This is a genomic window from Halopseudomonas sp. MFKK-1 (assembly GCF_027474385.1).
Lineage (GTDB): Bacteria > Pseudomonadota > Gammaproteobacteria > Pseudomonadales > Pseudomonadaceae > Halopseudomonas > Halopseudomonas aestusnigri.
The window spans coordinates 1,197,579-1,223,869 of the sequence record NZ_CP114836.1; the positions used below are offsets into that span (position 1 = coordinate 1,197,579).

Here is a 26,291-nt window from a genome sequence, read left to right on the forward strand (position 1 = left end):
TCCGATTCCTCAAGCCTGACGCGGGTCTGGGTTGTTCAGCACGTTGTCGGTCTGCTGGGTGCGGAATTCCTGCAGCGCCTTGCTGAACTGCGGGTGCTTGCCGCCGAGAATGCTGGCCGACAGCAGCGCTGCGTTGACCGCACCGGCCTTGCCGATGGCCAGAGTGGCGACCGGCACGCCGGCCGGCATCTGCACGATGGACAGCAGCGAATCGACACCGGAGAGCATGGAGGACTGCACCGGCACGCCGAGCACCGGCAGGTGAGTCTTGGCCGCGCACATGCCCGGCAGGTGGGCTGCGCCGCCGGCGCCGGCGATGATCACTTCGATGCCGCGATCGGCCGCTTCTTCAGCGTATTGGAACAGCAGATCAGGGGTGCGGTGGGCGGAAACCACCTTCACTTCGTAGGGAATGCCCAACTGTTCAAGCATGTCGGCCGTATGGCTCAGGGTGGACCAGTCGGACTTGGAGCCCATGATCACGCCAACCAGTGCGGTCATCTGTAGTGCCTCGCTCATCAGGGCCGCCTCGGCGGCAGAAACCAACAAGCCACGGCAGCGGACTGGCGTGGCTTGCTTGGAGAGTGCAGACCCCGTGGGGTCTGCCGCTAAACAGACGGCGCAGTATACCCGTAATTGGGCAAATGCAGTAATGCGCCTGTCGGTTAGCTGGCGTTGCGGCCGGGGTAGCGCGCGCGCGGTGTGGCCATCGGCAGCGGGCCTTCGCCGATCTGGCGAAACTCGTTGGTTTCCGAGTCGTAGGCGCGAATGTGCGCGGTCTCGATGTCGTACACCCAGCCGTGAATGAACAGTTCGCCGCGAGCCAGTCGCGAAGCCACCGAGGGGTGGGTGGCCAGATGCTGCAGCTGAGCGATGACGTTTTCTTCGGTCATCATCGCCAGCTTGTTGTCGCAGCAGTCGCAGTTGTCTTCGACCACGATCTTGGCAACTTCGGCGTGACGCAGCCAGGCCTTGACGGTCGGCAGCGAGTCGAGGGTTTCCGGATTCAGAACCGCCTTCATCGCGCCGCAGTCGGAATGGCCGCAGATGATGATGTGCTGCACGTTGAGCGCCAGCACTGCGAACTCGATGGCGGTGGACACGCCGCCCATCATCTGGCCGTAGGGGGGTACCACATTACCGACGTTACGGGAGACGAACAGGTCGCCCGGCGCACTCTGGGTGATCAGCTCCGGCGCCACGCGCGAATCGGCGCAGGTAATGAACATGGCACGCGGGACCTGCTCGTGCGCCAGCTTCTTGAACAGCTCCTGCTGTTCCGGGTAGACCTCGTTACGAAAGCGGTTGAAGCCGTCGACGATCTGCTTGAGGGCTTCTTCGGCGCTTTCGTTGCGTCTGGAATCTTTATTCATGTCGCAGTCTCAATCCTTGGTTGGGCTGAACGGTAGACGATCAGTTTCCCGGTCACGACACCGACGCCGTTGCAGCGCTGCTCGCAGCGCCGCAACGGCACCCGTGTGGTGTCAGGCCTCAATCTCGATCAGGATCTCGCCCGGATTGACGCGATCACCCTTGGCGACGTTGACCGCCTTGACGGTCCCGGCGATGGCCGCCTGGATTTCGCTTTCCATCTTCATGGCTTCGCTGACCAGTACGGCCTGACCGGCCTTGACGCTGTCGCCGACCTTGACCAGCACGTCAACCACGTTGCCTGGCATGCTGGTGGTCACGTGGCCTGGTTCGCTGGCCTGCTTGCGCTTGCTGCTGCCCTCGCCAACGAAGGCGTTCAGCGGCTCGAACACCACTTCTTCCGGCATGCCGTCGAGGCTCAGGTAGAAGTGACGCTTGCCGTCGCCCTTGACGCCGACGCCGGTGATATCGACGCGGTAGGACTCGCCGTGAACATCAATGATGAACTCGGTCGGTACGCCTTCGCTGGCGGCAGCCGGAGCGCCCTGGCCGGGCGCCGGCAGCAGTTGCTCGGGCTTGAGGGTGCCGGCTTCGCGTTCTTCGAGGAATTTGCGGCCAATGTCCGGGAACATGGCGAAGGTCAGCACATCTTCTTCCGACTTGGCCAGCGCGCCGACTTCGCTGCGCAGGCGGTCCATTTCCGGCTTGATCAGGTCGGCCGGGCGCACGTCAATGACCTCTTCGCCGCCGATGGCCTGACGACGCAGCGTCTCGTTGACGGTACCCGGTGCCTGACCGTAACGGCCCTGCAGGTAGAGCTTCACTTCGTTGGTGATGGTCTTGTAGCGTTCGCCGGCCAGCACGTTGAACACCGCCTGGGTGCCGACGATCTGCGAGGTCGGGGTCACCAGCGGCGGGAAGCCGAGGTCTTCACGTACGCGCGGGATCTCCGCAAACACGTCCTGGATGCGATCCAGTGCGCCTTGCTCCTTCAACTGGTTGGCCAGGTTGGACATCATGCCGCCCGGCACCTGGTTGACCTGTACGCGGGTGTCTACGCCGGTGAAGTCGCTTTCGAACTGGTGATACTTCTTGCGCACGGCGTGGAAGTACATGCCGATTTCCTGCAGCAGTTCCAGATCCAGGCCGGTGTCGTACGGGGTGCCTTTCAGCGCGGCAACCATCGACTCGGTACCCGGGTGGCTGGTGCCCCAGGCCATCGAGGAGATGGCGGTGTCGATGTGGTCGGCACCGTTCTCGATCGCTTTAAGCTGACACATGGAGGCCAGGCCGGCGGTGTCGTGCGAATGGATGAACACTGGCAAGTCGAGCTCGGCTTTCAGCGCCTTGACCAGCTCGCCGGTGGCGAACGGGGTCAGCAGACCAGCCATGTCCTTGATGGCGATGGAGTCGATGCCCATTGCGGCCATGTCTTTCGCCTGTTTGACGAAGGTGTCGACGGTATGCACCGGGCTGGTGGTGTAGGCGATGGTGCCCTGGGCGTGCTTGCCGGCCGCCTTGACTGCTTCGATGGCGACCTTGAGGTTGCGTACGTCGTTCATGGCATCAAAGATGCGGAACACGTCGATACCGTTCTCGGCTGCCTTGGCGACGAAGGCGCGAACCACGTCGTCGCTGTAGTGACGGTAGCCAAGCAGGTTCTGGCCACGCAGCAGCATTTGCAGGCGGGTGTTCGGCAGCGCCTTGCGCAGGGTGCGCAGACGCTCCCAGGGATCTTCTTTCAGAAAGCGCACGCAGGCGTCAAAGGTCGCGCCGCCCCAGACTTCCAGCGACCAGTAGCCGACCTGATCCAGCTTGTCGCAGATCGGCAGCATGTCTTCGGTACGCAGACGGGTCGCCAGCAGAGACTGGTGGGCGTCGCGCAGGATGGTATCGGTAACGGTGATTTTGCGTGTGTTGCTCATTTTCTGTTCCTCATCAGCTGCAAGCTTCAAGCGCCAAGCTGCAAGCGGTGTGTCTTGTCGCTTGCGGCTTGAAGCTTGCCGCTAGTGTCATAGTCCGGCGTGGGCGGCAATCGCGGCTGCGATGGCGAGCGCCAGCTCCTCGGGTTTGCGTTTGATCGAGTAGTTCAGCAGCTCGGGGTGGGCTTCCACGAAGCTGGTGTTGAACACGCCGGAGCGGAACTCGGCATTACGCAGGATTTCCTGGTAGTACGGGGTTGTGGTCTTGACCCCCTGCAGGCGCATGTCGTCCAGCGCACGCAGGCCGCGGTCCAGCGCCTCTTCCCAGGTCATGGCCCAGACGATGAGCTTGAGACACATGGAGTCGAAGTTCGGCGGAATGGTGTAACCGGTGTAGATCGCGGTATCGACCCGCACGCCCGGACCGCCCGGTGCGTAGTAGCGGGTAACCTTGCCGAAGGAGGGGAAGAAGTTGTTCTTCGGGTCTTCGGCGTTGATCCGGAACTGGATCGCAAAGCCCTGGTGCTGGATGTCTTCCTGCTTGATCGACAGCGGCAGGCCGGAGGCGATGCGGATCTGCTCGCGGACGATGTCGACGCCGGTGATCTGCTCGGTAATGGTGTGCTCGACCTGAACCCGGGTATTCATTTCCATGAAATACACTTCGTCGTCGGCCAGCAGGAATTCGACGGTGCCGGCGTTCTCGTAACCGACCGCCTGCGCGGCCTTGACCGCCAGATCACCGATGTAGGCGCGCTGTTCCGGGGTTAGCTGCGGGCTGGGCGCGATCTCGATCAGCTTCTGGTTGCGGCGCTGGATCGAGCAGTCGCGCTCGAACAGGTGCACGGTGTTGCCGAAGCTGTCGGCGAGAATCTGCGCTTCGATGTGTTTCGGGTTGACGATGCACTTCTCGAGGAAGACTTCCGCGCTGCCGAAGGCCTTGGTGGCCTCGGAGATGACTCGCGGGTAGGCCGATTCCAGCTCTTCGCGGTTGTTGCAACGACGAATACCGCGACCACCACCACCGGACGTTGCCTTGAGCATGACCGGGTAACCGACGCGCTCGGCTTCGCGCAGCGCCTCGTCAAGATCTGCCAGATTGCCTTCGGTGCCGGGGGTGACCGGTACGCCGGCGGCGATCATGCTGCGGCGTGCTTCGGTCTTGTCGCCCATGCGGGTAATCACATCGGCTGCCGGACCGATGAACTTGATGCCGCGCTCGGCACAGATCTTTGCCAGCTCAGCGTTCTCGGACAGGAAGCCGTAGCCCGGGTGCAGGGCGTCACAGCCGGTTTCTACCGCCAGGTTAACCAGTTGGCGCGGGTTCAGATAACCGGCCAGCGGGTCGCTGCCGACGTTGTAGGACTCGTCGGCGCGTTTGACGTGCAGGGCATAGCGGTCGGGATCGGTGTAGACCGCAACCGAGGTGATGCCCATCTCCGCGCAAGCGCGGACGATGCGAACGGCAATCTCGCCCCGGTTGGCAATCAGAATTTTCTTGATCACGTACGCGTTCCTCGTGTGGGTGATCGAGTGGATGCGGTGAACAGGTTGCGTACCGCGACCGGAATGCGTGGTTCCGGTGCGACACATTGCAAAATGTTTCCCGGCTACCCTAAGCGGACGCCTCTATTCTGTGAAATGAATAATACTTGGCTTATATATAAGTTATTGCTTATATATACTGCGGCCATACAAAGCTGCTCCGTTCATCAAGGCTAGACCATCATGCGCAAATCTTTGCTGCGAATGACCCTGCGCCAGTTGCAGGTGTTCCGCGCGGTGTGTGAGCACCGCTCCTACAGCCGCGCGGCCGAAACCATGGCACTGACCCAGCCGGCGGTCAGCCTGCAGATTCGCCAGCTTGAAGAACAGGTCGGTCTGCCGTTGTTCGAATATGTTGGCCGCAAGCTGTACCTGACCGAGGCTGCGGAGTCGTTGCTGGAGACCTCTGCTGACATCTTTGATCGGCTGGAAAGCCTGGATATGAACCTGTCGACGCTGGAAGGCAGCCTGCGTGGCGAGTTGCGCCTGGCGGCGGCGAGCAGCGTCCAATACGTTCTGCCGCATCTGTTGGCTGCGTTCCGCCAGCGCTACCCGCAGGTTACCTTTCGACTGGACGTAACCAGCCGGGCACAGATCATTCAGCGTCTGGCCGACAACCGTGATGATCTGGTGATTATGGGGCTGGTGCCGGCGGATCGCGCGCTGGAGTTCTTCCCGTTCCTCAACAACCCGATCGTGGCGGTGGTGCGGCCGGATCACCCGCTCGCGCGGCAGAGTCAGATTCCGCTGGCTAGACTGGAAGAGGAAATGGTCCTGCAGCGCGAGAGTGGCTCGGGCATCCGCAAGGCCTGCGACGAATTTCTTCAGCTCAAGCGGGTACATCTCGGCCAGACCATGCAGCTCGGGTCGACCGAGGCGCTGGTGCAGGGCGCAATTGCCGGGCTGGGGGTGGCGCTGGTGCCGGGGCATGCAGCGGCGGCCTGGATACGACAGGGGGAACTGGTCTGTCTCAATATCAGCGAATTGCCGCTCAAGCGCAGCTGGTGTGCGGTGCATGCCCGAGGCAAGCGCCTGAGCCCGGTGGCAGAGGCCTTCCTCGCCTTTTTGCGCGAGGAGAAGGCGTTGATCCGGCAGTTGGCAGAACCCTTCGAACCGTCGCCTGCGACTCAGTAGAGGCGCTGCGAACGATGAAAATCGGTCTGGCCGAGCAGTTCGGGGAAGTCGCTGAAGGAGGCCTGCAGGGCCTGGCTTTCTCGATAGGCCTCGATCGCGCGGCGATAGGCCATGCGCTTCTTGTCTTCGTTGCGACGGCGTTCGCGGCGCTGGTCCACGGCGGAGTTGAAGTCACCTGCAAATTCCGGATCAAAGGCCATGTTGGCATCTCCCGAGTCAGTGGTGTTCTGGCTTCACGGAGTCAGCATGGCTTCAGAGCATGACGCGGTGATGACAGCCGCTGAGGAGCACGAGCATGTTTGAACTGGACCGTCATCTGGCCCAGGACATCGTCAATCGAGCGATGGCTATCCTGCCGTACAACGTCAATGTGATGGATCGCCAGGGAGTGATCATCGGCAGCGGCGATGCCGAGCGCATCGACAGCCGGCACGAGGGCGCCCAACTGGTGCTCGCCAACCAGCGGGTAGTGGCGCTGGACGAGCAGGCGGCAGCCTGTCTGCAAGGCGTCAAACCCGGTATCAACCTGCCGTTGCTGCACGGTGGGAGGCTGGTTGGCGTGCTGGGTATTACCGGTGATCCAGAGCAGGTCAGGCCGTTTGCCGAGCTGCTGCGCATGACCGCCGAGATGCTGGTCGAACAGCGCGTGTTGCAGGCAGAGCAGCACTGGCGCGGTCAGCAGCAGGAGGCCTGGCTGGTCAACCTGCTGGAGCGTGGCTACCCGGTAGCCAGTCTGGAGGAGGATGCGGAACGCCTGCGCATGCGCTGGAAATGGCCGCTGCAGTGCTGTTTGCTGTGCCTGGCTACAGAAAGCGACCATCAGCATTCCCAAGGGCAACTGGTGACGCTGATGCGTGCCCGTCACCCGCACGACATCATTCTTCCGCTCGGGCTGCACGAGGTCCTTTGGTTGCGCAGTGGCAAGCCGCAACCTCCGCGCCGCAGCTGGCTGGAGCAGGCCGATCAGCGGGGCTGGCCGGTGGGCCGGGTGCTGCTGGCCGAGGCGGTCACGTCGCTCGCGGATCTGCGCGAGGCGACCGAGGCTCTGATCAGTCTGCGCGATTATGTGCAGGAGATGCGGGTGTCCGAGCGTATGGTCAGTCTGGCCGACAATCGGCTGGCGGTGCTGCTCCATCAGCAGCAGGGCAGCTGGACAGTGCAGCAACTGCTGGCGCCGATTCAGCCGCTGCGCCGGGCCGATGGCAATGGTCAGCTGGTGGCCACCCTGCGCAGCTGGTTGCAGCACAATGGCCATACTCAGGCCTGCGCCGAGCAGCTGCAGGTGCATCGCAATACCCTGCGCTACCGGCTGGACCGGATTGCCGAGATTACCGGGCTGGATCTGGATCGGATGACGGATCGAATGCTGTTGAGTATCGGGTTGGCGTTGTTTCCGGAGTAGCTGGGCGGCGGCTGCCGCTACGTTCCCGCTAGCCATTGATCGATCCCACGCTCCTGCGTGGAACGCCTGTCAGGACGCGCTGCGTACGGTTCTTTGTATTATTTTCTGCTGCAGTGTTGCCTGATAACGCGCTTTTCGCCTTTCACGGCGAGCCAAGGGGGGCCGCTTGCCCGGCCCCCCTTAGCGATCCCCCGGGGCACCCGGCTACGCGGCCCTTTGGGTTCGCTGCGTTGCTCGGGCTGACGGGGAGCGGCAGAACTCGTCGCTGCGCTCCTCAGACACGCTGCCGCTCTTTTTCCCGTCATCCCTGCGCTACTCGCCCGCGTAAACGGGGAGTTGGTCCGTGCATTCATCATGTCTTACCGAAATAGACCTGATCATTCCCACGCTCCCGCGTGGGAATGTCTGTAACGACGCTCCGCGTCCGGGTCAGTGTTTTATGTCTGCTGATTTGTTTTGCGCCAGAAGCGGCTGCTAACACACGCCTAATTATCGCGCTCTGGCAAACTGCCAAAGACTTGGATGGTGGAGTGTGCACCGGGTTTCGTCCCGTTTACGCGGGCGAGTAGCGCAGATTTATCGGGAAAAAGAGTCATAGGCTGTCTGAGGAGCGCAGCGACGAGTTTTATGACTCCCCGATAAATCGAGCAACGCAGCGAACCCGAAGGGCCGCGTAGTCGGGTGCCCCGGGGGATCGCTAAGGGGGGCCGGGCAAGCGGCCCCCCTTGGCTCGCCGTAAAAGGCGAAAAGCTGATTTGGCAGTCGCACTCATGCTGTAGTCGGTTCGCTGCGACTGATGGTTTACACGCTTTCGCGAGCACGTCACTTCCGACTGGTCTTGCTCTCCGCCACCGCCCCCTAACCAGAGCGGATCTACCCAGTTTCAGGTTCATTGCTATTGGGCGAGCGAACAAGAATGCGTTGCTAATTCCCGTCTATTGTTGTGCGTGGGCATAAGGCTTTTGTCCCGCAGGCTGGGTGACAATGGCCGTTGTCATCGCCGCCCATCGCGGCAAACACAATAAAAAGGAGTTCAGCATGGGTCTGGTACTGATTCTGGTCGCCCTGATTGCCTTTATCGTTCTGGCGACATCGCGCCTCAAGTTACACCCCTTTCTTGCCTTGCTGGCGGCGGCGTTGCTGGCCGGTTTCGCCTATCAGGTGCCGACTATGGAGATCGTCAAGACGATCACCGGTGGCTTTGGCGGCATCCTTGGTTATATCGGCATTGTCATTGTGCTGGGGACCATCATCGGCGTGATTCTTGAGCGCAGCGGCGCGGCAATCACCATGGCGGAGACGGTGATCAAGCTGCTCGGCGAGCGTTTCCCGACGCTGACCATGTCGATCATCGGCTATCTGGTGTCGATCCCGGTGTTCTGTGATTCGGGCTACGTCATCCTTAACTCGCTGAAGAATGCTCTGGCCGCGCGCATGAAGGTCTCGGTCATCGCCATGAGCGTGGCCTTGGCGACCGGCCTCTACGCGTCCCACACCTTTGTGCCGCCGACCCCCGGCCCGATTGCCGCGGCCGGTAATCTGGGGCTGGAGAACAACCTTGGTCTGGTGATACTGGTCGGTCTGGTGGTGTCGCTGGTGACTGCCTTTGCCGGGATGTGGTGGGCCAATCGGTTTATCGGCAAGGACATCCCGCTGGAAGACAACGGCACCCACGTGATGGACGCTGAAGACTATGCCCAGATCCGGGCCAAATACGGTGTGTTGCCGAGCGCGACCAAGGCTTTTGCACCGATCTTTCTGCCGATCGGCCTGATCTGTCTGGGCACCCTCGCCAATCTGCCGGCCAAGCCGGTGGGTGAGGGCTTCGTCTACACGCTGCTGGCCTTCCTCGGTCAGCCGGTTGTGGCGCTGGCAGTCGGTCTGGCGCTGGCCTGCACGCTGTTGCGCGCGGACAACAAGCGTCAGGAGTTCCATGACCGCGTGGTGGAGGGTATTCAGGCCGCCGCTCCGATTCTGCTGATCACCGGTGCCGGCGGTGCCTTCGGCGCCATGCTCAAGGTGACGCCGTTGGGCGACTATCTGGGGGCGACCCTGTCGGCGCTGGGTATCGGGCTGTTCATGCCGTTTGTGGTGTCTGCTGCGCTGAAGTCGGCGCAGGGTTCAACTACCGTGGCGCTGGTGACTACCTCGGCGCTGGTTGCACCGCTGCTGCCGGAGTTGGGGCTGGATAGCGAGATGGGCCGGGTGCTCTGCGTGATGGCCATTGGGGCCGGCGCGATGACCGTGTCCCACGCCAACGACAGCTTCTTCTGGGTCGTGACCCAGTTCAGCCGCATGAGTGTCGGCACCGCTTACCGTGCGCAAACCCTCGGCACCCTGATGCAGGGCATCGCCGGCATTATCACCGTCTGGCTGCTGAGTCTGGTACTGCTCTGATGAAACTGGTTATCGCCCCCGATTCGTTCAAGGAAAGCCTGAGTGCCCGCGCTGTTGCTGAAGCCATCGCGGCGGGCTGGGCGCGGGTTTATCCCGATTCTGAACTGCTGCTCTGCCCGATGGCTGATGGCGGCGAAGGCACGGTTGATGCGGTATTGGCCGCGACCGGGGGCGAGCGGCAATGGACCGAGGTCAGCGGCCCGCTGGGTGATCCGGTAACCGCCAACTGGGGATTGTTGCCGGGGCGTCGGGCTGTGATCGAAATGGCCGAGGCCAGCGGACTGCATCGGGTCGAGCAGGCGCGGCGCGATGTGCTGAGGGCGAGCAGCTTCGGCACCGGCGAGCTGATCCGCGCGGCGCTGGATGCCGGGGTGCGGCGGATCGTGCTGGGCCTCGGCGGCAGCGCAACCAACGATGGCGGTGCCGGTTTGCTGTGCGCACTTGGTGTGCGCCTGCTGGATGCCGATGGTGGGGATCTGCCACCGGGCGGCGAGGCGCTGGCGCGGCTGCGCCATATCGACCTGACCGGACTGGATACCCGGCTGGCGCAGGTTGAAGTGCTGGTTGCCGCCGATGTCGACAATCCGCTCTGTGGGCCACGTGGCGCCTCGGCGGTATTTGGCCCGCAGAAGGGCGCGACTCCGGCGCAGGTGGACCAACTGGACGCCGCGCTGGGCCATTATGCCGATGTTATGGCGTCGACTCTGGGCGAGGATCTGCGCAACCTGCCCGGCGTTGGCGCTGCTGGCGGGCTCGGTTTTGCAGCCCGCGCGGTGCTCAAGGCAGGCTTTCGCCCCGGTATTGAACTGGTGGCGGAGCTGGCCGGGCTGGCCGAGGCCGTGCACGGTGCCGATCTGGTGATCACCGGTGAGGGTCGGCTGGATGGCCAGAGTCTGCACGGCAAGACGCCCGTCGGGGTGGCGCGCATTGCCCGTGCCGCCGGCGTGCCGGTCATTGCTCTGGCTGGCAGTCTCGGTGAAGGCTATCAGCGCCTCTATGCCGAAGGCATCGGCGCGGCCTTCAGTCTGGCACCGGGACCGCTCAGTCTCGAGCAGGCCATGCAGCAGGCCGCCGACCAGCTCAGTGCCCGCGCCGCCGACCTGGCGCGGTTGTGGCAGATTGCGGGCATGGCTGCCCGGCGCGTCTGAGGGCGGGCTATACTCCGGCGCAGAGACGCGGGAGGGATGTGGATGGAGCAGGGCGGCAAGTTGGTGAACTGGAACGACGCCAAGGGCTTCGGTTTCATTCAGCCCGATGACGGCAGTGAGCGGGTGTTTGCCCATATTTCGGTCATGCGCGGTGACGCCAGGCCGGTGACCGGTATGGCGGTGCGCTTTGTGGCCGTCGCCGACGAGCAGGGGCGACGACGGGCCGAGCACATGCGTGGTGAGGGGCTGGCGCTGGATCGCCCGGCCATTCGCCGCAAGCCGCGCGAGCGCAGCGCGCTGACGCCGACCCGCGGGGCCGCGCTCCGTACCGGGCGGCACCGGCACCGGGTACATAATCGGGGTGCCAAGCTGGTGGTGCTGGCGCTGCTATGCATACTGCCACTGTTCGGCAGCCTGCAGCTGTGGCTGGAACAGGGTCAGCCCTGGTGGCTGTTGGCCTACGCCGTGGTCAGCGTCGTCAGCTTTGTTCAGTATTGGCTCGATAAACGCAGTGCCGAGACGGGGCGCTGGCGCACGCCGGAAAAGACTCTGCATCTCTCTGCGCTGCTGGGCGGCTGGCCAGGCGCGCTGGTGGCCCAGCAGCTGCTTCGCCACAAGACCCGCAAGGCGTCCTTTCAGGTGCTGTTCTGGCTGATTGTTGTCCTGCACCAGCTGGCCTGGCTCGACCTGCTGGTGTTCGACGGCAGCCTTTTGGCGCTATTGCCCTTTGTATCGCCCTGACGGCGAACCGTCAGATCAGACCAGCACGCCCTGACTGCGCAGGTAGTCGTCGTAGCTGCCGGAGAAGTCGGTCACGCCATTTTCCGACAGCTCGATGATGCGGGTGGCCAGCGAGCTGACGAACTCACGGTCGTGGCTGACGAAGATCAGCGTGCCCGGGTAGTTCTCCAGCGCCAGGTTGAGCGCTTCGATCGACTCCATGTCGAGGTGGTTGGTCGGCTCGTCCATCAGCATGACGTTGGACTTGCCGAGGATCAGCTTGCCGAACAGCATGCGGCCCTGCTCGCCGCCCGAGATCACCTTGACCGATTTGCCGATCTCGTCGTTGGAGAACAGCATGCGGCCGAGGGTGCCGCGCACCAGCTGTTCGCCGCCCTGGGTCCACTGCGCCATCCATTCGAACAGGGTGCAGTCGTCCTTGAAGTCGTCGGCGTGATCCTGCGCGAAGTAGCCGATGTCGGCGCTTTCGGCCCATTTCACCTCACCGGCCATCGGTGCCAGTTCACCGACCATGGTGCGCAGCAGGGTGGTCTTGCCGATGCCGTTGGGGCCGATGATGGCGACCCGCTCGCCGGCTTCGATCTGCAGGTTCAGGCCCTTGAACAGCACTTCGCCGTCGTAGCCCTGGCTGACGTTCTGCAGGGTGACCGCCTGACGGTGCAGTTTCTTGAACTGCTCGAAGCGGATAAACGGGCTGACGCGGCTGGAGGGTTTGACCTCTTCCAGCTGGATCTTGTCGATCTGTTTGGCGCGGCTGGTCGCCTGCTTGGCCTTGGAGGCGTTGGCCGAGAAGCGGCTGACAAAGGTCTGCAGCTCGGCGATCTGCGCTTTCTTCTTGGCGTTGTCCGACAGCAAACGCTCGCGCGCCTGGGTGGCGGCGGTCATGTACTCGTCGTAGTTGCCGGGGAACAGGCGCAGTTCGCCGTAATCCAGGTCGGCCATGTGGGTGCAGACCGAGTTCAGGAAGTGACGGTCGTGGGAAATGATGATCATGGTGCTGGTACGCGCCTTGAGTACGTCTTCCAGCCAGCGGATGGTGTTGATATCCAGGTGGTTGGTCGGTTCGTCCAGCAGCAGCACATCCGGATCGGAGAACAGCGCCTGGGCCAGCAGCACACGCAGCTTCCAGCCGGGGGCGACTTCGCTCATCGGGCCAAAGTGCTGTTCCAGCGGAATGCCGAGACCGAGCAGCAGTTCACCGGCGCGGGATTCGGCGGTGTAGCCGTCCATTTCCGCGAACTCGCCCTCCAGTTCGCCGACTTTCATCCCGTCTTCTTCGCTCATTTCCGGCAGCGAGTAGATGCGGTCACGCTCGGCCTTGACCTTCCACAGCTCCTCGTGACCCATGATCACGGTGTCGATCACGCTGAACTCTTCGTAGGCAAACTGGTTCTGACGCAGCTTACCCAGACGCACGTTCTGTTCGAGCATCACCTGGCCGCCGGAGGGCTCCAGCTCGCCGCCAAGGATCTTCATAAAGGTCGATTTGCCGCAGCCGTTGGCGCCGATCAGGCCGTAGCGGTTGCCGTTGCCGAACTTGACGGAAACGTTTTCGAACAGCGGCTTGGGACCAAACTGCATGGTGATGTTGGCGGTGGCGATCACGGGAGAATCCTGGCTGAGCAAAGAAGCGGACTGAAAGGGCAGCCGCGTGGGCGGCGCAAAGCCGCGCATTGTAGCGGTTGCGTCGACGCGGCGACAGGGCCGCGCCGACCGAAGGTCGTTTGCTTTGCAGTGCTCTGATGCAGTATTTTTACAGGTGCAAACAATTATCGTTTGTAACGAGGCGCGCCGTGCAAGCATTTCACCCCCACATTCTGGCTATCGAGGACGACCCGGTTCTGGGTCTCCATCTGAAAACGTCGCTTGAGCGCGCGGGTCTCGTCATCACCGTTGCTGCCGATGGCGACAGCGGCCTGAACCTGGCGCAGCGAGTAGCCTACGACCTGATCCTGCTGGATGTGATGCTGCCCGGCATCGATGGGATGGAGCTGCTCAGGCGTTTGCGGCGCCAGCACGCCACACCGGTGCTGATGATGTCTGCCCAGGGTGATGAAGGGCACCGTATTGCCGGGTTTGACGGCGGTGCCGATGACTATCTGCCCAAGCCGTTCAGCACCCGCGAGTTACAGGTGCGGATTGCCGCCATCCTGCGTCGGGTGGCCTACGAGCGGGAGCGCGACTGCGTTGTGCCGCCGGCAGCCAACGACGATCTGTTGGCGTTTGATGAGCCTGCCATGCGCGTGCGTTGCGGGGATTGCTGGTTGAGTGTCACACCGACCGAGTTTCGATTGCTGCAGGTATTGTACGAACAAATGAATGAGGTGCTGACCAAGGCCTTTCTGTACCAGCAGGTGCTGCGCCGCGGCTACGCCCGGCATGACCGGGTATTGGACATGCATATCAGCAACCTGCGTCGCAAGCTGACCCAGGCCGGAATACACAACCTGCGGCTGGAGTCGGTCTGGGGGCAGGGTTATCTGCTCAGTTGGCTACGCTGATGCCGGGGCAGCGTTCGCTATTCTGGCCGCTGGTGATTCTGGTGGCTGGATTCTGCCTGAGTCTGATCAGCGCGACCCATTACCTGAGCGCACGTATTGATCGTTATCTGTCCTTTCTGCCGGACCGGGCACTCGGTACCCTGCAGGGCTATGCCGCCGAGGCCGCGCAGGCGCTCGCTGAAGGGCCCGACGCTCTGGAACGCTGGCGCAGGCAACGCATTGAGGTGTCGCCGGAGTTGCTGGTGCTGGTGGACGAGGATCGACGACCGCTGGCAGGGCAGGCATTGACCGAGCGGCAGCGGCGCATGCTCGGCTTTGTCCGTGACTATGATGGGCTTATGAGCCGCCGCGGCGATGGTCGGCCGACCATCCGGGTGCCTCTGCCGGATCAGTCTCATTACCTGGTTCTGCGTTTGCCTGAGGCACTGGCACCCTGGGGGCAGCGCGCGCTGCTCAATCTGCTGCTGCTGTACGTGGTGCCCGGGTTGCTCGCGGTATTGTTCTGCGTGTTGCTTTACTGGCTGCTTATCTCGCCGCTCGAGCGCTTGCGTCGACAGGCCAACGCGATGCGTGCCGATCCCTTGCAAAGTCTGCTGCCGGCATCGCTGGCACGGCGTCGTGACGAACTTGGTGAGCTGGGGCGCTCGCTGGAGTTTCTGACCCTGCGCCTGCGTCAGTCGGTCGCCCAGCAGCGCCAACTGATGCGAGACCTTTCCCATGAGTTGCGCACCCCTCTGAGTCGGCTGGGTGTGGCAGCCGAAACCGAACTGCCGTTGCCCGAACTGCGTAACAGACTGGAGCGCGAAGTCGGCAACATGCGAGAGCTGGTCGACAGTACGCTGGAGCTGGCCTGGCTCGACAGCGTGCCCGGGCGGCTGGATTGCGGCGCGGTTGATGTCAATGCGCTCTGGGATGTATTGCGCGAGGACGCCCTGTTCGAGTCGGGCTGGCAGCCGGAGCGAATCGTGACCGCCTTGCCGCAGGGCTGCCAAGTGCTGGGTAATCTGAACGCGCTGGCGCAGGCGCTGGAAAACGTGTTGCGCAATGCCATTCGCCACTCACCGCCGCAGGGGCGGGTCTGTTTCAGTGCCGAGCAGGCCGACGGCTGCTGGACCCTGTGCCTTGCCGATCAGGGGCCTGGCGTGGCCGAGGCGGATTTACAGGTTATCTTTCGGCCCTTTGCCCGACTGAACAAGGCCCGGCCGGATGGCGACGGTTTTGGTCTTGGGCTTGCCATCGCGCAGCGTCAGATCAACCTGCAGCAGGGACATATCTGGGCTGAGAATGGTGAGCCCGGCCTGCGTGTGTGCATTCAGCTGCAAGCTGTATAGTTTGTAAATGCGCTTTACTCTCAAATAGGAATTATTATCATTTGTCGCGAATCGAGCTCTGCCGTCCTCTCTCGCGGGGGCGCAGCGCAGGGAATGGCTCGGTGACTGTCTGCTGAATTCTGTCATAGGGGAGTGAAGTGCATGGGAATGTTCAAGCGCCAGCAACTGGCTCTGGCGGTGGCGACCGCTGCGTTGGGGCTGTCGGTCAATGCGATAGCCGAGGATACGACAAGCGACGGAATGGTCGAGCTGCAGCCCATTACCGTGGTGACCGCCTCAGGCTACGAGCAGAACATCGCCGATGCGCCTGCCAGCATCTCGGTGATTACCCGCGAGCAGCTGGAGAAGCAGTCCTACTCCGATGTGACCGATGCCGTGCGTAACGTCCCCGGTGTGTTCGTCACCGGCGGCGGCAATATGCAGGACATCAGCATTCGCGGCATGGATGACACCTATACGCTGTATCTGGTCGATGGCAGGCCGATTTCCGCCGGCCGCATGGTCAACAGCAACGGTGCCGATGGCGGCAAGCAGATCGGCCTGCCGCCGATCTCGATGATCGAGCGGATCGAGGTGATCCGCGGGCCGATGTCCTCGCTCTACGGCTCGGAAGCCATGGGCGGGGTGATCAATATCATCACCCGTCGCGGCGGTGACGAATGGGCCGGCAGCATCTCGACCGAGTACACCGGCGCCATGAACGATATCAGCAGCGACTCGCAGCAGGCTGATTTCTATCTGGCCGGTCCGATCATTCAGGGCCTGCTCGGTGCGCAGTTCACCGGCACCTATGTCGGCACCGACGAAAGCGATTACATCGGTGGTGGCGATGCCGCCGCCAGCATGCCGGAGAGCACCCGCAAACAGGGTGGCGCCGAGTTCTACCTGACACCCAACGAGCAGAATCGCTTCAGCCTCGGCTACACCGCGTCCGAGCTGAAATACACCCATACCCCGGGCAAGAGCATTGCGGCTGACGCTGATCCGTCGACTTACCGCTACGAGAAGGATGTGTATGTCTTCAGCCATGATGGCAATTATGGCGACCTGATCATCAACAGCTTCCTGCAGCACGATGTGTCCGACAAGCCGGGCACCGGCAGCACCAAGCAGGAGGAGGTCAGCCTGCTCAATACCCAGGCAAGCTACTTCTGGGGTGATCACGTGGTGACCTTCGGCGGGCAATACAAGCAGGAGGAGTTTGTCGATGAAACCAACGGCCTGCTGATCTCCAACATTCCGGGAGCGGTAGAAAGCGTCGATCGCTGGATTGCTGCGCTGTACACCGAGGTGGACTGGGCGCTCACCGACGATCTGTCTGTTACCACCGGGCTGCGCTACAACGATGACGAGCTGTTTGGTGGCGAGCTGTCGCCGCGCCTGTATGGCGTCTACCGGCTGAACCCGGAGTGGGTGCTCAAGGGCGGCGTGTCTACCGGTTACCGCCAGCCGACCCTGTCGGATGCGACCGAGGGCTTTGGTCGCGGCACTGGTGGCGGCGGCTCGCCAGCGCCGCATCCGCGCGCGCTGATCATCGGCAACCCGGACCTGAAGCCGGAAACCAGCACCAACTACGAGATCGGTTACGTCTACGACAACGCCACGCTGGGACTCAATACCAGCGCGATGCTGTTCCACACCCAGTACAAGGACAAGATTGCCGAGGACCGCCTGTGCGAAAGCCCCAACGGTGATCGCAACGATCCGGCGACCTGGACCTGTTCGTTCGGTGGCACCAACTATTTCTTCCTCAGCACCCGCCAGAACATCTCCGAGGCCGTTATGCAGGGCGTCGAGCTGACGTTCGACTACCGCTTCCAGCCGAACTGGAACCTCTCCGGCAGCTACACCTTTACCCGTTCCGAGCAGAAGTCCGGCGAGTTCAAGGGCGAGCCTCTGAACCGGCAGCCACGCCATATGCTCAACGGCCTGCTGGAATGGGACGTCAATGCGCGCCTGAACGCCTGGCTGCAGGGTAACTATCGCAGCAAAACCTCCGATTACATGGGCCGCACCAGCATGTCGGACGGCACGCCCGGATACGGTTTTGTCGATATCGGCGCGGGCTATCGCCTGACCGACAACGTCAACGTCAAGGCCGGCCTCTACAACGTCGCCAACAAGGAAGTGACCAACGACAGCTACGGCGTGGTACTCGATGGCCGCCGGTTGACGGTGGGCATGACGGTCGATTTCTGATCCGCCGGTCAGACTGTCTGTCAGCCCGCCCGCTGAACCCGCTTAGCGGGCGGGCTGCGTTTTGCGTCAGGGCCCTCGCCCTGCAGGGGTGTGTTGGATGAATAAGCTGGTTTTCTCGACGACAGCGGTGTGGCCAAGGACCCTTGGCCGCCTTCTGCTGGCTGTTCCGGGCGGTTACCTGTTCGCCTACAGCGTGACCGCAGCTCTGGCCCGGTTGCTGCCGCTGGAGCGGGTCGATGCACTGATCAGCGCGACGCTGCTGTCGTTTGCGGTCTACACCTTGTTTGTGCTTTGGGTATTTGCCCGCCCGTTGCGGCGCGCGCTCTGGGCGCTGCCGGTGACGCTGGTATTGCTGCTGATCGGCTTTGGCCCGCACTGGTTTGCAGGGGGGGAGGTATGAGTCGCCACCCCTCGTTGACCCAATCGATGTCGGGGCTGCACACCTGGGCCGGTCTGGTGCTCGGCTGGCTGCTGTTTGCGATCTTTCTGACCGGCACCCTGGCGGTGTTTGATCGGGAGCTGAACTGGTGGATGCAACCGGAACTGCAGGACCGGCAGGTCGATCAGGCCAGTGCCGTGCAGGTTGCCCAGCGCTGGCTGGAAGCCAACCATCCGGCGGCGAGTGCCTGGAATATCGGCCTGCCTACGGCGCGCGATCCCTCGCTGAGCGTCTCGGCGGGTGAACAGCGGCGTGGCCAGCGCACGCTGATCGACGCCGAGAGCGGCGAGCAGATAACGCCGCGAGAGACCGCAGGAGGCAGTTTCTTCTTCCGTTTCCATTACACCCTGCATATGCCGCGCGTTATCGGTATCTGGGTCGTCGGGTTTGCTGCGATGGCGATGCTGGTGGCGATTATCAGCGGCATCATCATCCACAAGAAGATCTTCAAGGACTTCTTTACCTTCCGCCCGGGCAAGGGTCAGCGCAGCTGGCTGGATGGTCACAACGCCAGCGCCGTGCTGCTGTTGCCGTTCCATCTGATGATTACCTACTCCGGTCTGGTGATCTTCTTCCTAATCTACATGCCGGCCGCAACCGATGCGCTGTACAACGGCGATCGCGATGCGCTGCTGCGCGAGCTGCGCCCGGGCGCCCAGCAGCAACAGGGCGCGGCGCGCGGGGGTGAGGGAGGTCGGCCATCGCGTGAGGTGCCGGCGGCGAGCGCCGCCATGCAGCCGCTGGAGCAGTTCATTGCCCTGGGCGAAGCCCATTACGGTGCCGGCATGCTGTCCTCTCTGTCGGTCAGTCAACCGGGCCGCGTCAACGCGCGGGTCGAGGTGCGGCCGCTGCTTGGCAGTCGTCTGGAGCTGACCAAGGGCGAGGCGCTGGCCTTCAATGCGATCACCGGCGAGCTGCTGCGCGCGCCGCCGCCAACCCGCACCAGCCTGCTGGTGCAAAAAGTGATGGCGGGGCTGCATTTTGCCCAGTTTGGCGGTTACCCCATGCGCTGGCTGTATTTCATCTGTGGTCTGGTCAGCAGCGCCATGATCGCCAGCGGACTGGTGCTGTATACCGTCAAGCGGCGACGGCAGTCTGCGGCACAGGGCGTCTGGCTGCGTCAGGTGGAGTGGCTCAATCTGGCCTGCGTGGGTGGACTGATGCTGGCCTGCGTGGCGCTGCTGTGGGCCAACCGCCTGTTGCCGGCGGATCTGGCCGAGCGTGAGGGCTGGGAGTTGCGGGTATTCTTCGGCGCCTGGCTGGCAGCACTGCTGCATGCGCGGCTGCGCGCGCCGTTGCGTGGCTGGCTGGAACAACTGGCAGCGAGTGCGGTGCTGCTGCTGGGCGTGCCACTGCTGGATCTGCAAACCGCGCTTGCCGTTCCTGACCGCATTCGACTGGGGGTTGATCTGACCGGGTTTGGGCTCGGAGCCTTGCTGGCGCTGGCCGCGTGGAAAGTGTCAAAGCGGCCGGCGGCAACGGTTCGGGCTGCGCGACGAGCGCCTGCGGTGATGGCGGAGGTGCAGTCATGAACGCCAGTCTGCTGTGTCTGGCGCTGAGCGCCAGCTATGCCGGCATGCTGGCGCTGTGTCTGGGCACGGAGCGGCACTGGAAGCAACTGGCTGCAGCGGCGCCGCCGAGTTTGCGAGCCTGGTGCCGCCCGCTGGGCGTGTTGCTGCTGTTGCTGGCACTGCTGCTGAGTCTGCAGATCTGGCCAGCCAGCATGGCGCTGGTCGGCTGGCTGGGCATGCTGTCGCTGTGCGGCCTGGTTCTGTTACTGCTGTTGCCCTATGCGCCAAGGTTGGCGCTAGGCTTGCCACTGCTGGGCGTGCTGCTGGCGCCAGTGTTCATGCTGGGGTGAGTTCAGCCGGGGCGGTGCATGCGAAACAGCGCGCCCGCCTCGACGCGGAAGTAATCGGCCGGGCCACCGCCGCGCAGAATCGGCTCGGCGGCAGCGGTCTGGTAGACACCGTCGACCAGCAGGCGGCGGTCGATATGGACGCCAATCACTTCGCCGAGCACCAGCCAGGTATTGAGTGCATCGCCCGCAGCGCTCTGCAGCTGGATGATCTGGGTCTTGCGGCATTCGAAGGAGACCGGGCTTTCGCCTACCCTTGGTACGTCGATCTGGCGTGATGGCAACGCGGTCAGCCCCGCCAGCGCAAACTCGTCGACCTCGGGCGCCACCGCGGCGCAGCTTTGGTTCATCGCCTCGGCCAACGGCAAGGTAGCGAGGTTCCAGACGAACTCGCCGGTCTGCTCGATATTGCTCAGGCTGTCCTTGTGGCCAATGCTGGCAAAGCCGATGATCGGCGGTATGTAATTGAACGCATTGAAAAAACTGTAGGGAGCGAGGTTCAGGATACCGTCGCTGCTGCGGCTGCTGATCCAGCCGATCGGGCGGGGGCCAACGATGGAATTGAACGGGTCGTGGGCCAGCCCGTGGCCCTGCGCGGGTTCATAGTAGTAGCTGTTGTCCTGCATGTTGCCCCCATCCGGTTATCTGATTGGTTGCCTGCCATTGCAGCGCGCCGTGGCGGCGCGCGCAAGGGGTGGCTGTGGATCAGTAGCGTTCCAGCCAGTGGGCATAGGGTGCCGGCATGACCCAGGATGGGCGCTCCACCTTCAGTTCGCGGGCGGCGTGGTAGGCCCAGTGCGGGTTGGCCAGATGCGCCTTGCCGACCATGACCAGATCCAGTTGACCGTCCTGTACTGCTTTCTCGGCGATATGCGGCTCGCCAAAGCCCCAGGCCGAGGAGACCGGCACGCCGGCTTCATCACGCACGCGCTTGGCAATCGGGCCCATGAACGCCGGAGCCCAGGGGATTTTGGCGGTGGGGATGTTAAATCCCATGCTGACGCTCATCATGTCCATGCCGGCGGCCTTGAAGCGGCGGGTGAGGTCGATCGACTCGGTCATGGTCTGCTCGTCATTGCCGTCGAACTCGATGACGCCAAAGCGGATGGTCAGTGGCAGATGTTCCGGCCAGACTTCGCGCACGGCGGCCAGGGTTTCCAGCAGGAAGCGGCTGCGGTTATCGGCGCTGCCGCCGTAAGCGTCGGTGCGCTGGTTGGCGTGCGGTGAGAAGAAGCTTTGGGCCAGATAGCCGTGGGCGAAGTGCAGTTCCAGCCACTCGAAGCCGACTGCCAGGGCGCGGCGTGCGGCCGCAACGAAATCGGCCTTGACCCGCTCGATGTCCTGCAGGGTCATTGCTTCGGGAACTTTCGGCAGGTGTGCGCCGAAGGGGATGGCCGATGGGGCGATGGTCTGCCAGCCGTTGGCCGCGTCATTGGGGATATGGTCGTCGCCTTCCCAGGGGCGGTTGGCGCTGGCCTTGCGCCCGGCGTGGGCAATCTGGATGCCCGGCACCGCGCCATTGGCCTTGATGCCGCGCACCACCGGGACGAACGCTTCGGCCAGCTGGTCGTTCCAGATACCGGCGCAGCCGGGGGTGATGCGGCCTTCCGGTGAGACGGCGGTGGCCTCGACGATCACCAGACCGGCGCCGCCACGGGCCTGACTGGTGTAATTGGCGAGGTGCCATTCATTGATCAGGCCGTCGTTGGCCGAGTACTGACACATTGGCGGGACCGCGATGCGGTTGCGCAGGGATACGTCCTTGAGAGTAAAGGGTTGAAACAGGGCTGACATGGATAACCTCCGACAGCAGGATTGGAATATGGATTGATTCAATAGTTCGATAATATTGGAACTATGGATCGGAAGTAAACCTCTGTGTATGATCTTTGTCCATGCGACCGTTCAAACACCCCCCTGCCAGCGACCTGATTCTCGAGCGTGTGCTCTACGCCCTGAGCGATCCGGTGCGACTGGAAATTGTCCAGCGTCTGGCCGAAGTCAGTGAAGCCAGCTGTGGCGAGCTTGATGGCGGTCGACCGAAGTCGAGCATGTCGCATCATTTCCGCGTGTTGCGCGATGCCGGGCTGGTCATGACCAAGAGTGTCGGCACGACTCACATGAATTCGCTGCGCCGGTCCGATCTGGACGCGCGCTTCCCCGGCCTGCTGGACGCAATTCTCGCCCAGCGCAGCTGATTCTTTACCGGATCGCCGGCAGCGGCTATCGTTATGGTCTGGTGGCATGGAGCCATCTTGCAGGAGTCAGGGATGCCTCGTCGTCAAAGTAGTACTCCCCTCGAACAGGCCGTGCTGGTCCGTCACCTCGTGCCGTGGTGGCTCTACCTGCTGCTGGCCGCATTTTGCTGGCTCGGGCTGCGGGCCATCGCCCAGTGGGCGCTTCCTTCCAGCCGTATCGGTGATGGCTCGGCTACCTTGCTGCACAGCTTTGCGCTGGTCGGTCAGGTGTTGCTGCCGCTGGCATTGCTGTGTGCCGGCGTCGCTGACCTGTTCAACCGGGTGTCCTGGCGGCGGCGGCTGGATCGGCTGCGACAGGAACGGGCGGCTGACTCGCTGCTGGAGCAGCTCAGCTGGCAGGAAATGCGTGATCTGATTGAGCTGACCCTGGAGACCGAGGGATATGAGCCGGTGATTGGTCCCATTTCGGGTAGCGATCTGCTGCTGCAGCGACAGGAGCAGAAAGTGCTGTTGGTCACCGAGCATTGGCGCGATCCCGTGCTGGAGCCCGCGCAACTGGAGCGAGCCGTCGACCGCGCCGACCGGGTGGATGCCGAGGGTGTGATCCTGGTCTGTGGCGGACGAATCGGTGCGCCCGCGCGCGCTGCTGCACGGCGACGCGGCATTCGTCTTATTGATCGGGGGCTGATGCTGCAATGGTTGTCGCAGAGCGAGACGACGGCGGGCCGGCAGCCTGACTGAGCAGCGCGACCGCCTTGATTTGAGCCCACAGCGTCTGGCCCGGGTGCAGCTCCAGCTGGTCAGCGGAGAAGCGGGTTACCCTGGCCAGCAGGGGCTGACCCTGAACATCCAGCCTGACGAGTACCTGTGCAGCATCGGCAATGGTTTCGACGGCGCAAACGGTTGCCGGCAAGCGGTTGAGCATGCTGCTGTGCTGCGGTTGCTCCAGCACCAGACTGACGTCCCGAGCCTGCACCGCTACCCGCACCCGCGTCCCCGGCGGCAGTTCGCCATGGATAACATGCAAGTGCTCGTCGCCAGCCAGCCGCAGGCTGAGCAACTGATAGGCTGAGCGGTAGCCGCTGACCACGCCTTCAAGCACGACACGAGCGTCGTCGCTGTGTGCCAATGGCAGATCCAGACGGGGCAGCAGCGCCTGCAGCGGGCCGCTGGCCTGCATCCGACCGTTGTTCAGCAGCACCAGGTGGTCGGCCAGTCTGGCGACCTCGTCCGGCGCGTGACTGACATACAGCAGCGGAATGTCCAGCTCGGCGTGCAATCGCTCCAGATACGGCAGGATCTCGGCCTTGCGCTGCGGGTCGAGGGCGGTCAGCGGCTCGTCCATCAGCAGCAGCCCAGGGCTGCCAAGCAGGGCCCGGGCAATACCGACGCGCTGGCGCTCGCCGCCGGACAGCCCGGCGATGTCACGTTTCAGCAAGTGGCCGATACCCAGCAGTTCAACGATCTGCGCAACCTGTCCTGCGTCTGCCGGGGTGCGGCTGCGGCGCCGGCCGTAGTCGAGGTTGCCCTGCACATCGAGGTGTGGGAACAGGCTGGCCTCCTGAAAAACGTAGCCGAGTGCGCGCTGGTGGGGCGGCAGCCAGACAGCGTGCCCGCTGTCCTGCCAGCTGATGCCGTTGACCTCGATTCGCGCCTCGGCCGCCCGCTCCAGACCGGCGACGCAGCGCAGCAGCGTGGTCTTGCCGGAGCCGGAGGGGCCGACGATGGCGGTGACGCCGCGACCGGGCAGGGTCAGGTCCAGATCGAGGGTGAAGTCGGCCAGCCGCTGTTTCAGCTGCAGACGAATCATGCGCGGGCCCCCGGCATGACGCTCGGGCGGCCGCGCCGGTTGAGCAGCAGCAGAATCAGAAACGAGCAGATCAGGACGCCGCCGGCTAGCCAGTGGGCACTGGCGTAGTCCATTGCCTCGACGTGATTGAAAATCTGCACCGAGACCACCCGGGTGCGCTCGGGAATGTTGCCGCCAATCATCAGCACTACGCCGAACTCGCCAAGGGTGTGGGCAAAGCCGAGCACGCTGGCGGTAATGATGCCGGGGCGGGCCAGCGGCAGGGCGATGGTGAAAAAACGGTCCAGCGGGCTGGCACCGAGGGTTGCTGCCACTTCGAGGGGGCGCTTGCCGATGGCTTCAAAGGCGTTCTGAATCGGTTGCACCACAAAGGGCATGGAGTAGCACACCGAGCCGATCACCAGTCCGCTGAAGCTGAAGGCGAGGGTGCCGAGACCCATTTTTTGGGTTAGTGCACCAAGCGGACCGTTCGGCCCCATCGCGACCAGCAGATAAAAGCCGATCACCGTCGGCGGCAGCACCAGCGGCAGGGCAACCAGCGCGCCGATCGGCCCCTTGAGTCGTGAGCGGGTATGCGCCAGCCACCAGGCCAGCGGCGTGCCGACCAGCAGTAACAGCACGGTGGTCAGCGCCGCCAGCTTGAGCGTCAGCCAGATGGCGGCGAGGTCGGCACTGTCCAGCGGTAGACTCATGCTCAGAGCCCGTAGCCGTAACTACGGATGATTGCGGCGGCGCGTTCGCCTTTGAGGTAGCTCAGCAGTGCTGCCGCTGCCGGGTTGTCGGCGCCCTTGTCGAGCAGCACGGCGTCCTGATGGATTGGCTCATATAGCTCTGCCGGCAGCTGCCACGCCGAGCCAGTGGTGATCTCGCCGTTGCGGTAGACCTGTGAGAGCGCAACGAAGCCAAGCTCGGCATTGCCGCTGGCGACAAATTGATAGGTCTGGCCGATGCTCTGGCCCTCGACCAGCGTGTGTGCCAGCGCCGCGCTCAGCCCCAGCCGCTGCATGACCTGTTTGGCGGCCAGCCCATAAGGGGCGGTTTTCGGGTTGGCGATGGCCAGGTGCTGGAAGCTACCGCTGCGCAGCAGTTGCTCGCCATCGCTGATCAGGCTGGCGTCAGCCGACCACAGCGCCAGCGCGCCGGTGGCGTAGGTGAAGCGCGTACCGGTGACCGCGAGGCCGTCCTGCTCGATACGCGCCGGCGTCGTGGCATCGGCAGCCAGGAAAACCTCGAACGGCGCGCCGTGGCTGATCTGGGCGTACAGTTGGCCGGTCGAGCCGAAGGCGGCGACGACGCGGTTTCCGGTGTCCTGCTCGAATGCCTGGGCAATCTCCTGCATCGGCGCGGTAAAGTTGGCGGCGACCGCGACCTGCACCTCGTCGGCCAGCGCCAGCGGGTTGACACTCAGGCAGGCGATGGCGGTGATGAGCAGCGGCAGACGCATGGAATCTCCTTGGCAGTGGACGGCGACTGACCGTTATATTATTCGTTATATAGCGTTTGGCAACGGGTCGCAGGTAATGAAACTTGAAGGACAGGTCTGGTTTTCCCATCAGGGTCGCCCGCTGGCGGGGCAGGATCGCATCGAGCTGCTGGTCTGCATCAGCGAAACCGGCTCTATCAGCAAGGCGGCCAGCGCGGCGGGCATGAGCTACAAGACGGCGTGGGACGCGGTCGATGCGATGAACAAGGCGTCTGGCAGCCCGCTGGTAGAGCGCTCGGTTGGCGGACGTGGCGGCGGTGGTACGCGGCTGACCGGGGCTGGCGAACAGTTGGTCGCGGCGTTTCGGCGCTATCAGCAGGAGCACGCGGCTTTCCTGCAACGGCTCAGCGAAGACGACAGCCTCGACCCCTACCTGCAGGTGATGAACCGGCTGCGCCTGCGTACCAGCGCGCGCAATCAGCTGTTTGCCCGGGTTGCCGCCCTGCGTCCGGACGGATTGAACACGCGGGTGGAGTTGACCCTCGATGGTGGCCATGCGCTTACGGCGGTGATCACGCGTAACAGCGGTGAACGGCTTGGATTGTGCGAGGGTGCGGAGGTATTTGCGCTGATCAAGGCGCCCTGGGTAAAGCTGGCGGGCGACGTGATGTCTGGTAACCGACTGACCGCTACGGTAGTGGGCCGGGAGCAGGTTGGCGATCAGCTGGCGCTGGAGGCAGAGCTGCCCGGTGGCGTACTGCTGGTGGCCTCACTGGTTGATGATCTGTCTGTGCCGGGGCTTGGCGAATCGATAACCCTGTGGATTGACCCTGAACAGATCATCCTCTGCGCACTATAGTGCTTGTATCCCG

Annotated in this window: 24 protein-coding genes and 1 pseudogene; 14 read left to right on the plus strand and 11 right to left on the minus strand. The window is 63.4% G+C overall.

Features of this window, described 5'->3' with window-relative positions; translation table 11 throughout:
* Positions 1 to 9: 9 nt before the first annotated feature.
* The 4 genes from purE to O5O48_RS05455 all read right to left on the minus strand — a co-directional run bounded on the left by purE (position 10) and on the right by O5O48_RS05455 (position 4,799).
* Positions 10 to 501, minus strand: coding sequence for a 5-(carboxyamino)imidazole ribonucleotide mutase (gene purE / locus O5O48_RS05440; protein WP_088275953.1), 492 nt, complete (start codon positions 499 to 501; stop codon positions 10 to 12).
* A 164-nt stretch (positions 502 to 665) separates the two neighbouring features.
* On the minus strand, positions 666 to 1,373 hold the full coding sequence (locus tag O5O48_RS05445) for a carbonic anhydrase (protein ID WP_088275857.1): 708 nt from the start codon (positions 1,371 to 1,373) through the stop codon (positions 666 to 668).
* 111 nt (positions 1,374 to 1,484) lie between these two features.
* Positions 1,485 to 3,296, minus strand: a complete 1,812-nt coding sequence (gene oadA / locus O5O48_RS05450) for a sodium-extruding oxaloacetate decarboxylase subunit alpha (RefSeq protein WP_269688381.1) — start codon at positions 3,294 to 3,296, stop codon at positions 1,485 to 1,487.
* Positions 3,297 to 3,383: 87 nt separating this feature from the next.
* A complete protein-coding gene (locus tag O5O48_RS05455; protein WP_088275855.1) occupies positions 3,384 to 4,799 on the minus strand; it encodes an acetyl-CoA carboxylase biotin carboxylase subunit in 1,416 nt (471 codons plus the stop codon).
* Between the two features lie 222 nt (positions 4,800 to 5,021).
* Here O5O48_RS05455 and O5O48_RS05460 point away from each other — a divergent pair, with 222 nt between their 5' ends.
* Positions 5,022 to 5,972 (plus strand): LysR family transcriptional regulator, encoded by a 951-nt coding sequence (locus tag O5O48_RS05460; RefSeq protein WP_088275854.1) that lies wholly within the window; start codon positions 5,022 to 5,024, stop codon positions 5,970 to 5,972.
* Here the strand turns inward: O5O48_RS05460 and O5O48_RS05465 are convergent.
* On the minus strand, positions 5,966 to 6,172 hold the full coding sequence (locus O5O48_RS05465; RefSeq protein ID WP_228245996.1) for a PA3496 family putative envelope integrity protein: 207 nt from the start codon (positions 6,170 to 6,172) through the stop codon (positions 5,966 to 5,968). The two genes, O5O48_RS05460 and O5O48_RS05465, sit on opposite strands and share 7 nt — an antisense overlap.
* Before the next feature lie 95 nt (positions 6,173 to 6,267).
* Between O5O48_RS05465 and O5O48_RS05470 the strand changes: the two genes are divergently transcribed.
* The 4 genes from O5O48_RS05470 to O5O48_RS05485 all read left to right on the plus strand — a co-directional run bounded on the left by O5O48_RS05470 (position 6,268) and on the right by O5O48_RS05485 (position 11,660).
* Positions 6,268 to 7,374 (plus strand): sugar diacid recognition domain-containing protein, encoded by a 1,107-nt coding sequence (locus O5O48_RS05470; protein WP_088275852.1) that lies wholly within the window; start codon positions 6,268 to 6,270, stop codon positions 7,372 to 7,374.
* A 1,038-nt stretch (positions 7,375 to 8,412) separates the two neighbouring features.
* Positions 8,413 to 9,771 carry a GntP family permease gene (locus O5O48_RS05475; RefSeq protein ID WP_233048567.1) on the plus strand — a complete coding sequence of 453 codons (1,359 nt, stop codon included), beginning with the start codon at positions 8,413 to 8,415 and terminating at the stop codon, positions 9,769 to 9,771.
* The gene (locus O5O48_RS05480; RefSeq protein ID WP_269688382.1) at positions 9,771 to 10,919 is read left to right on the plus strand and encodes a glycerate kinase; all 1,149 of its coding nucleotides are present in this window, start codon (positions 9,771 to 9,773) and stop codon (positions 10,917 to 10,919) included. The genes O5O48_RS05475 and O5O48_RS05480 overlap by 1 nt, the downstream gene beginning before the upstream one ends.
* A 42-nt stretch (positions 10,920 to 10,961) precedes the next feature.
* On the plus strand, positions 10,962 to 11,660 hold the full coding sequence (locus tag O5O48_RS05485) for a DUF1294 domain-containing protein (RefSeq protein WP_233048565.1): 699 nt from the start codon (positions 10,962 to 10,964) through the stop codon (positions 11,658 to 11,660).
* 15 nt (positions 11,661 to 11,675) lie between these two features.
* Here the strand turns inward: O5O48_RS05485 and O5O48_RS05490 are convergent, their stop codons facing one another.
* Positions 11,676 to 13,265, minus strand: coding sequence for an ABC-F family ATPase (locus tag O5O48_RS05490; protein ID WP_269688383.1), 1,590 nt, complete (start codon positions 13,263 to 13,265; stop codon positions 11,676 to 11,678).
* Positions 13,266 to 13,453: 188 nt separating this feature from the next.
* Here O5O48_RS05490 and O5O48_RS05495 point away from each other — a divergent pair, with 188 nt between their 5' ends.
* The 6 genes from O5O48_RS05495 to O5O48_RS05520 all read left to right on the plus strand — a co-directional run bounded on the left by O5O48_RS05495 (position 13,454) and on the right by O5O48_RS05520 (position 19,991).
* A complete protein-coding gene (locus tag O5O48_RS05495) occupies positions 13,454 to 14,161 on the plus strand; it encodes a response regulator transcription factor (protein ID WP_269688384.1) in 708 nt (235 codons plus the stop codon).
* Positions 14,149 to 15,492: a HAMP domain-containing sensor histidine kinase gene (locus tag O5O48_RS05500; RefSeq protein ID WP_269688385.1), complete on the plus strand. Its 1,344-nt coding sequence runs from the start codon at positions 14,149 to 14,151 to the stop codon at positions 15,490 to 15,492. The genes O5O48_RS05495 and O5O48_RS05500 overlap by 13 nt, the downstream gene beginning before the upstream one ends.
* 141 nt (positions 15,493 to 15,633) lie before the next feature.
* The gene (locus O5O48_RS05505) at positions 15,634 to 17,691 is read left to right on the plus strand and encodes a TonB-dependent receptor domain-containing protein (protein WP_269688386.1); all 2,058 of its coding nucleotides are present in this window, start codon (positions 15,634 to 15,636) and stop codon (positions 17,689 to 17,691) included.
* Positions 17,692 to 17,788: 97 nt separating this feature from the next.
* The gene (locus O5O48_RS05510) at positions 17,789 to 18,091 is read left to right on the plus strand and encodes an iron transporter (protein WP_269688387.1); all 303 of its coding nucleotides are present in this window, start codon (positions 17,789 to 17,791) and stop codon (positions 18,089 to 18,091) included.
* Complete coding sequence (locus O5O48_RS05515) at positions 18,088 to 19,662, plus strand: PepSY-associated TM helix domain-containing protein (protein WP_269688388.1); 1,575 nt, start codon at positions 18,088 to 18,090, stop codon at positions 19,660 to 19,662. The genes O5O48_RS05510 and O5O48_RS05515 overlap by 4 nt, the downstream gene beginning before the upstream one ends.
* Positions 19,659 to 19,991, plus strand: a complete 333-nt coding sequence (locus O5O48_RS05520) for a DUF3325 family protein (protein WP_269688389.1) — start codon at positions 19,659 to 19,661, stop codon at positions 19,989 to 19,991. The genes O5O48_RS05515 and O5O48_RS05520 overlap by 4 nt, the downstream gene beginning before the upstream one ends.
* Positions 19,992 to 19,993: 2 nt before the next feature.
* Here O5O48_RS05520 and O5O48_RS05525 read toward each other — a convergent pair whose 3' ends face one another.
* Both O5O48_RS05525 and O5O48_RS05530 read right to left on the minus strand, forming a co-directional pair.
* Complete coding sequence (locus O5O48_RS05525; protein WP_269688390.1) at positions 19,994 to 20,614, minus strand: flavin reductase family protein; 621 nt, start codon at positions 20,612 to 20,614, stop codon at positions 19,994 to 19,996.
* A gap of 79 nt (positions 20,615 to 20,693) precedes the next feature.
* Positions 20,694 to 21,782, minus strand: coding sequence for an NADH:flavin oxidoreductase/NADH oxidase (locus tag O5O48_RS05530; protein ID WP_269688391.1), 1,089 nt, complete (start codon positions 21,780 to 21,782; stop codon positions 20,694 to 20,696).
* Positions 21,783 to 21,883: 101 nt separating this feature from the next.
* Between O5O48_RS05530 and O5O48_RS05535 the strand changes: the two genes are divergently transcribed.
* Both O5O48_RS05535 and O5O48_RS05540 read left to right on the plus strand, forming a co-directional pair.
* Entirely contained in the window at positions 21,884 to 22,186 is a 303-nt protein-coding gene (locus O5O48_RS05535; RefSeq protein ID WP_088275839.1) for an ArsR/SmtB family transcription factor, read from the plus strand.
* A gap of 402 nt (positions 22,187 to 22,588) precedes the next feature.
* Complete coding sequence (locus tag O5O48_RS05540) at positions 22,589 to 22,927, plus strand: restriction endonuclease (RefSeq protein ID WP_266101778.1); 339 nt, start codon at positions 22,589 to 22,591, stop codon at positions 22,925 to 22,927.
* Here O5O48_RS05540 and modC read toward each other — a convergent pair.
* From modC to modA, 3 genes and pseudogenes are all read right to left on the minus strand, one after another.
* Positions 22,923 to 23,996 (minus strand): annotated as a pseudogene (gene modC / locus O5O48_RS05545) (molybdenum ABC transporter ATP-binding protein); the annotation flags it as partial. The gene O5O48_RS05540 and the pseudogene modC overlap by 5 nt on opposite strands.
* Complete coding sequence (gene modB, locus O5O48_RS05550) at positions 23,993 to 24,688, minus strand: molybdate ABC transporter permease subunit (protein WP_269688392.1); 696 nt, start codon at positions 24,686 to 24,688, stop codon at positions 23,993 to 23,995. The pseudogene modC and the gene modB, both read right to left, overlap by 4 nt.
* Before the next feature lie 2 nt (positions 24,689 to 24,690).
* Entirely contained in the window at positions 24,691 to 25,440 is a 750-nt protein-coding gene (modA, locus tag O5O48_RS05555; RefSeq protein WP_269688393.1) for a molybdate ABC transporter substrate-binding protein, read from the minus strand.
* A gap of 76 nt (positions 25,441 to 25,516) precedes the next feature.
* Between modA and O5O48_RS05560 the strand changes: the two genes are divergently transcribed.
* The gene (locus O5O48_RS05560; RefSeq protein WP_269688394.1) at positions 25,517 to 26,278 is read left to right on the plus strand and encodes a TOBE domain-containing protein; all 762 of its coding nucleotides are present in this window, start codon (positions 25,517 to 25,519) and stop codon (positions 26,276 to 26,278) included.
* Positions 26,279 to 26,291: the final 13 nt, after the last annotated feature.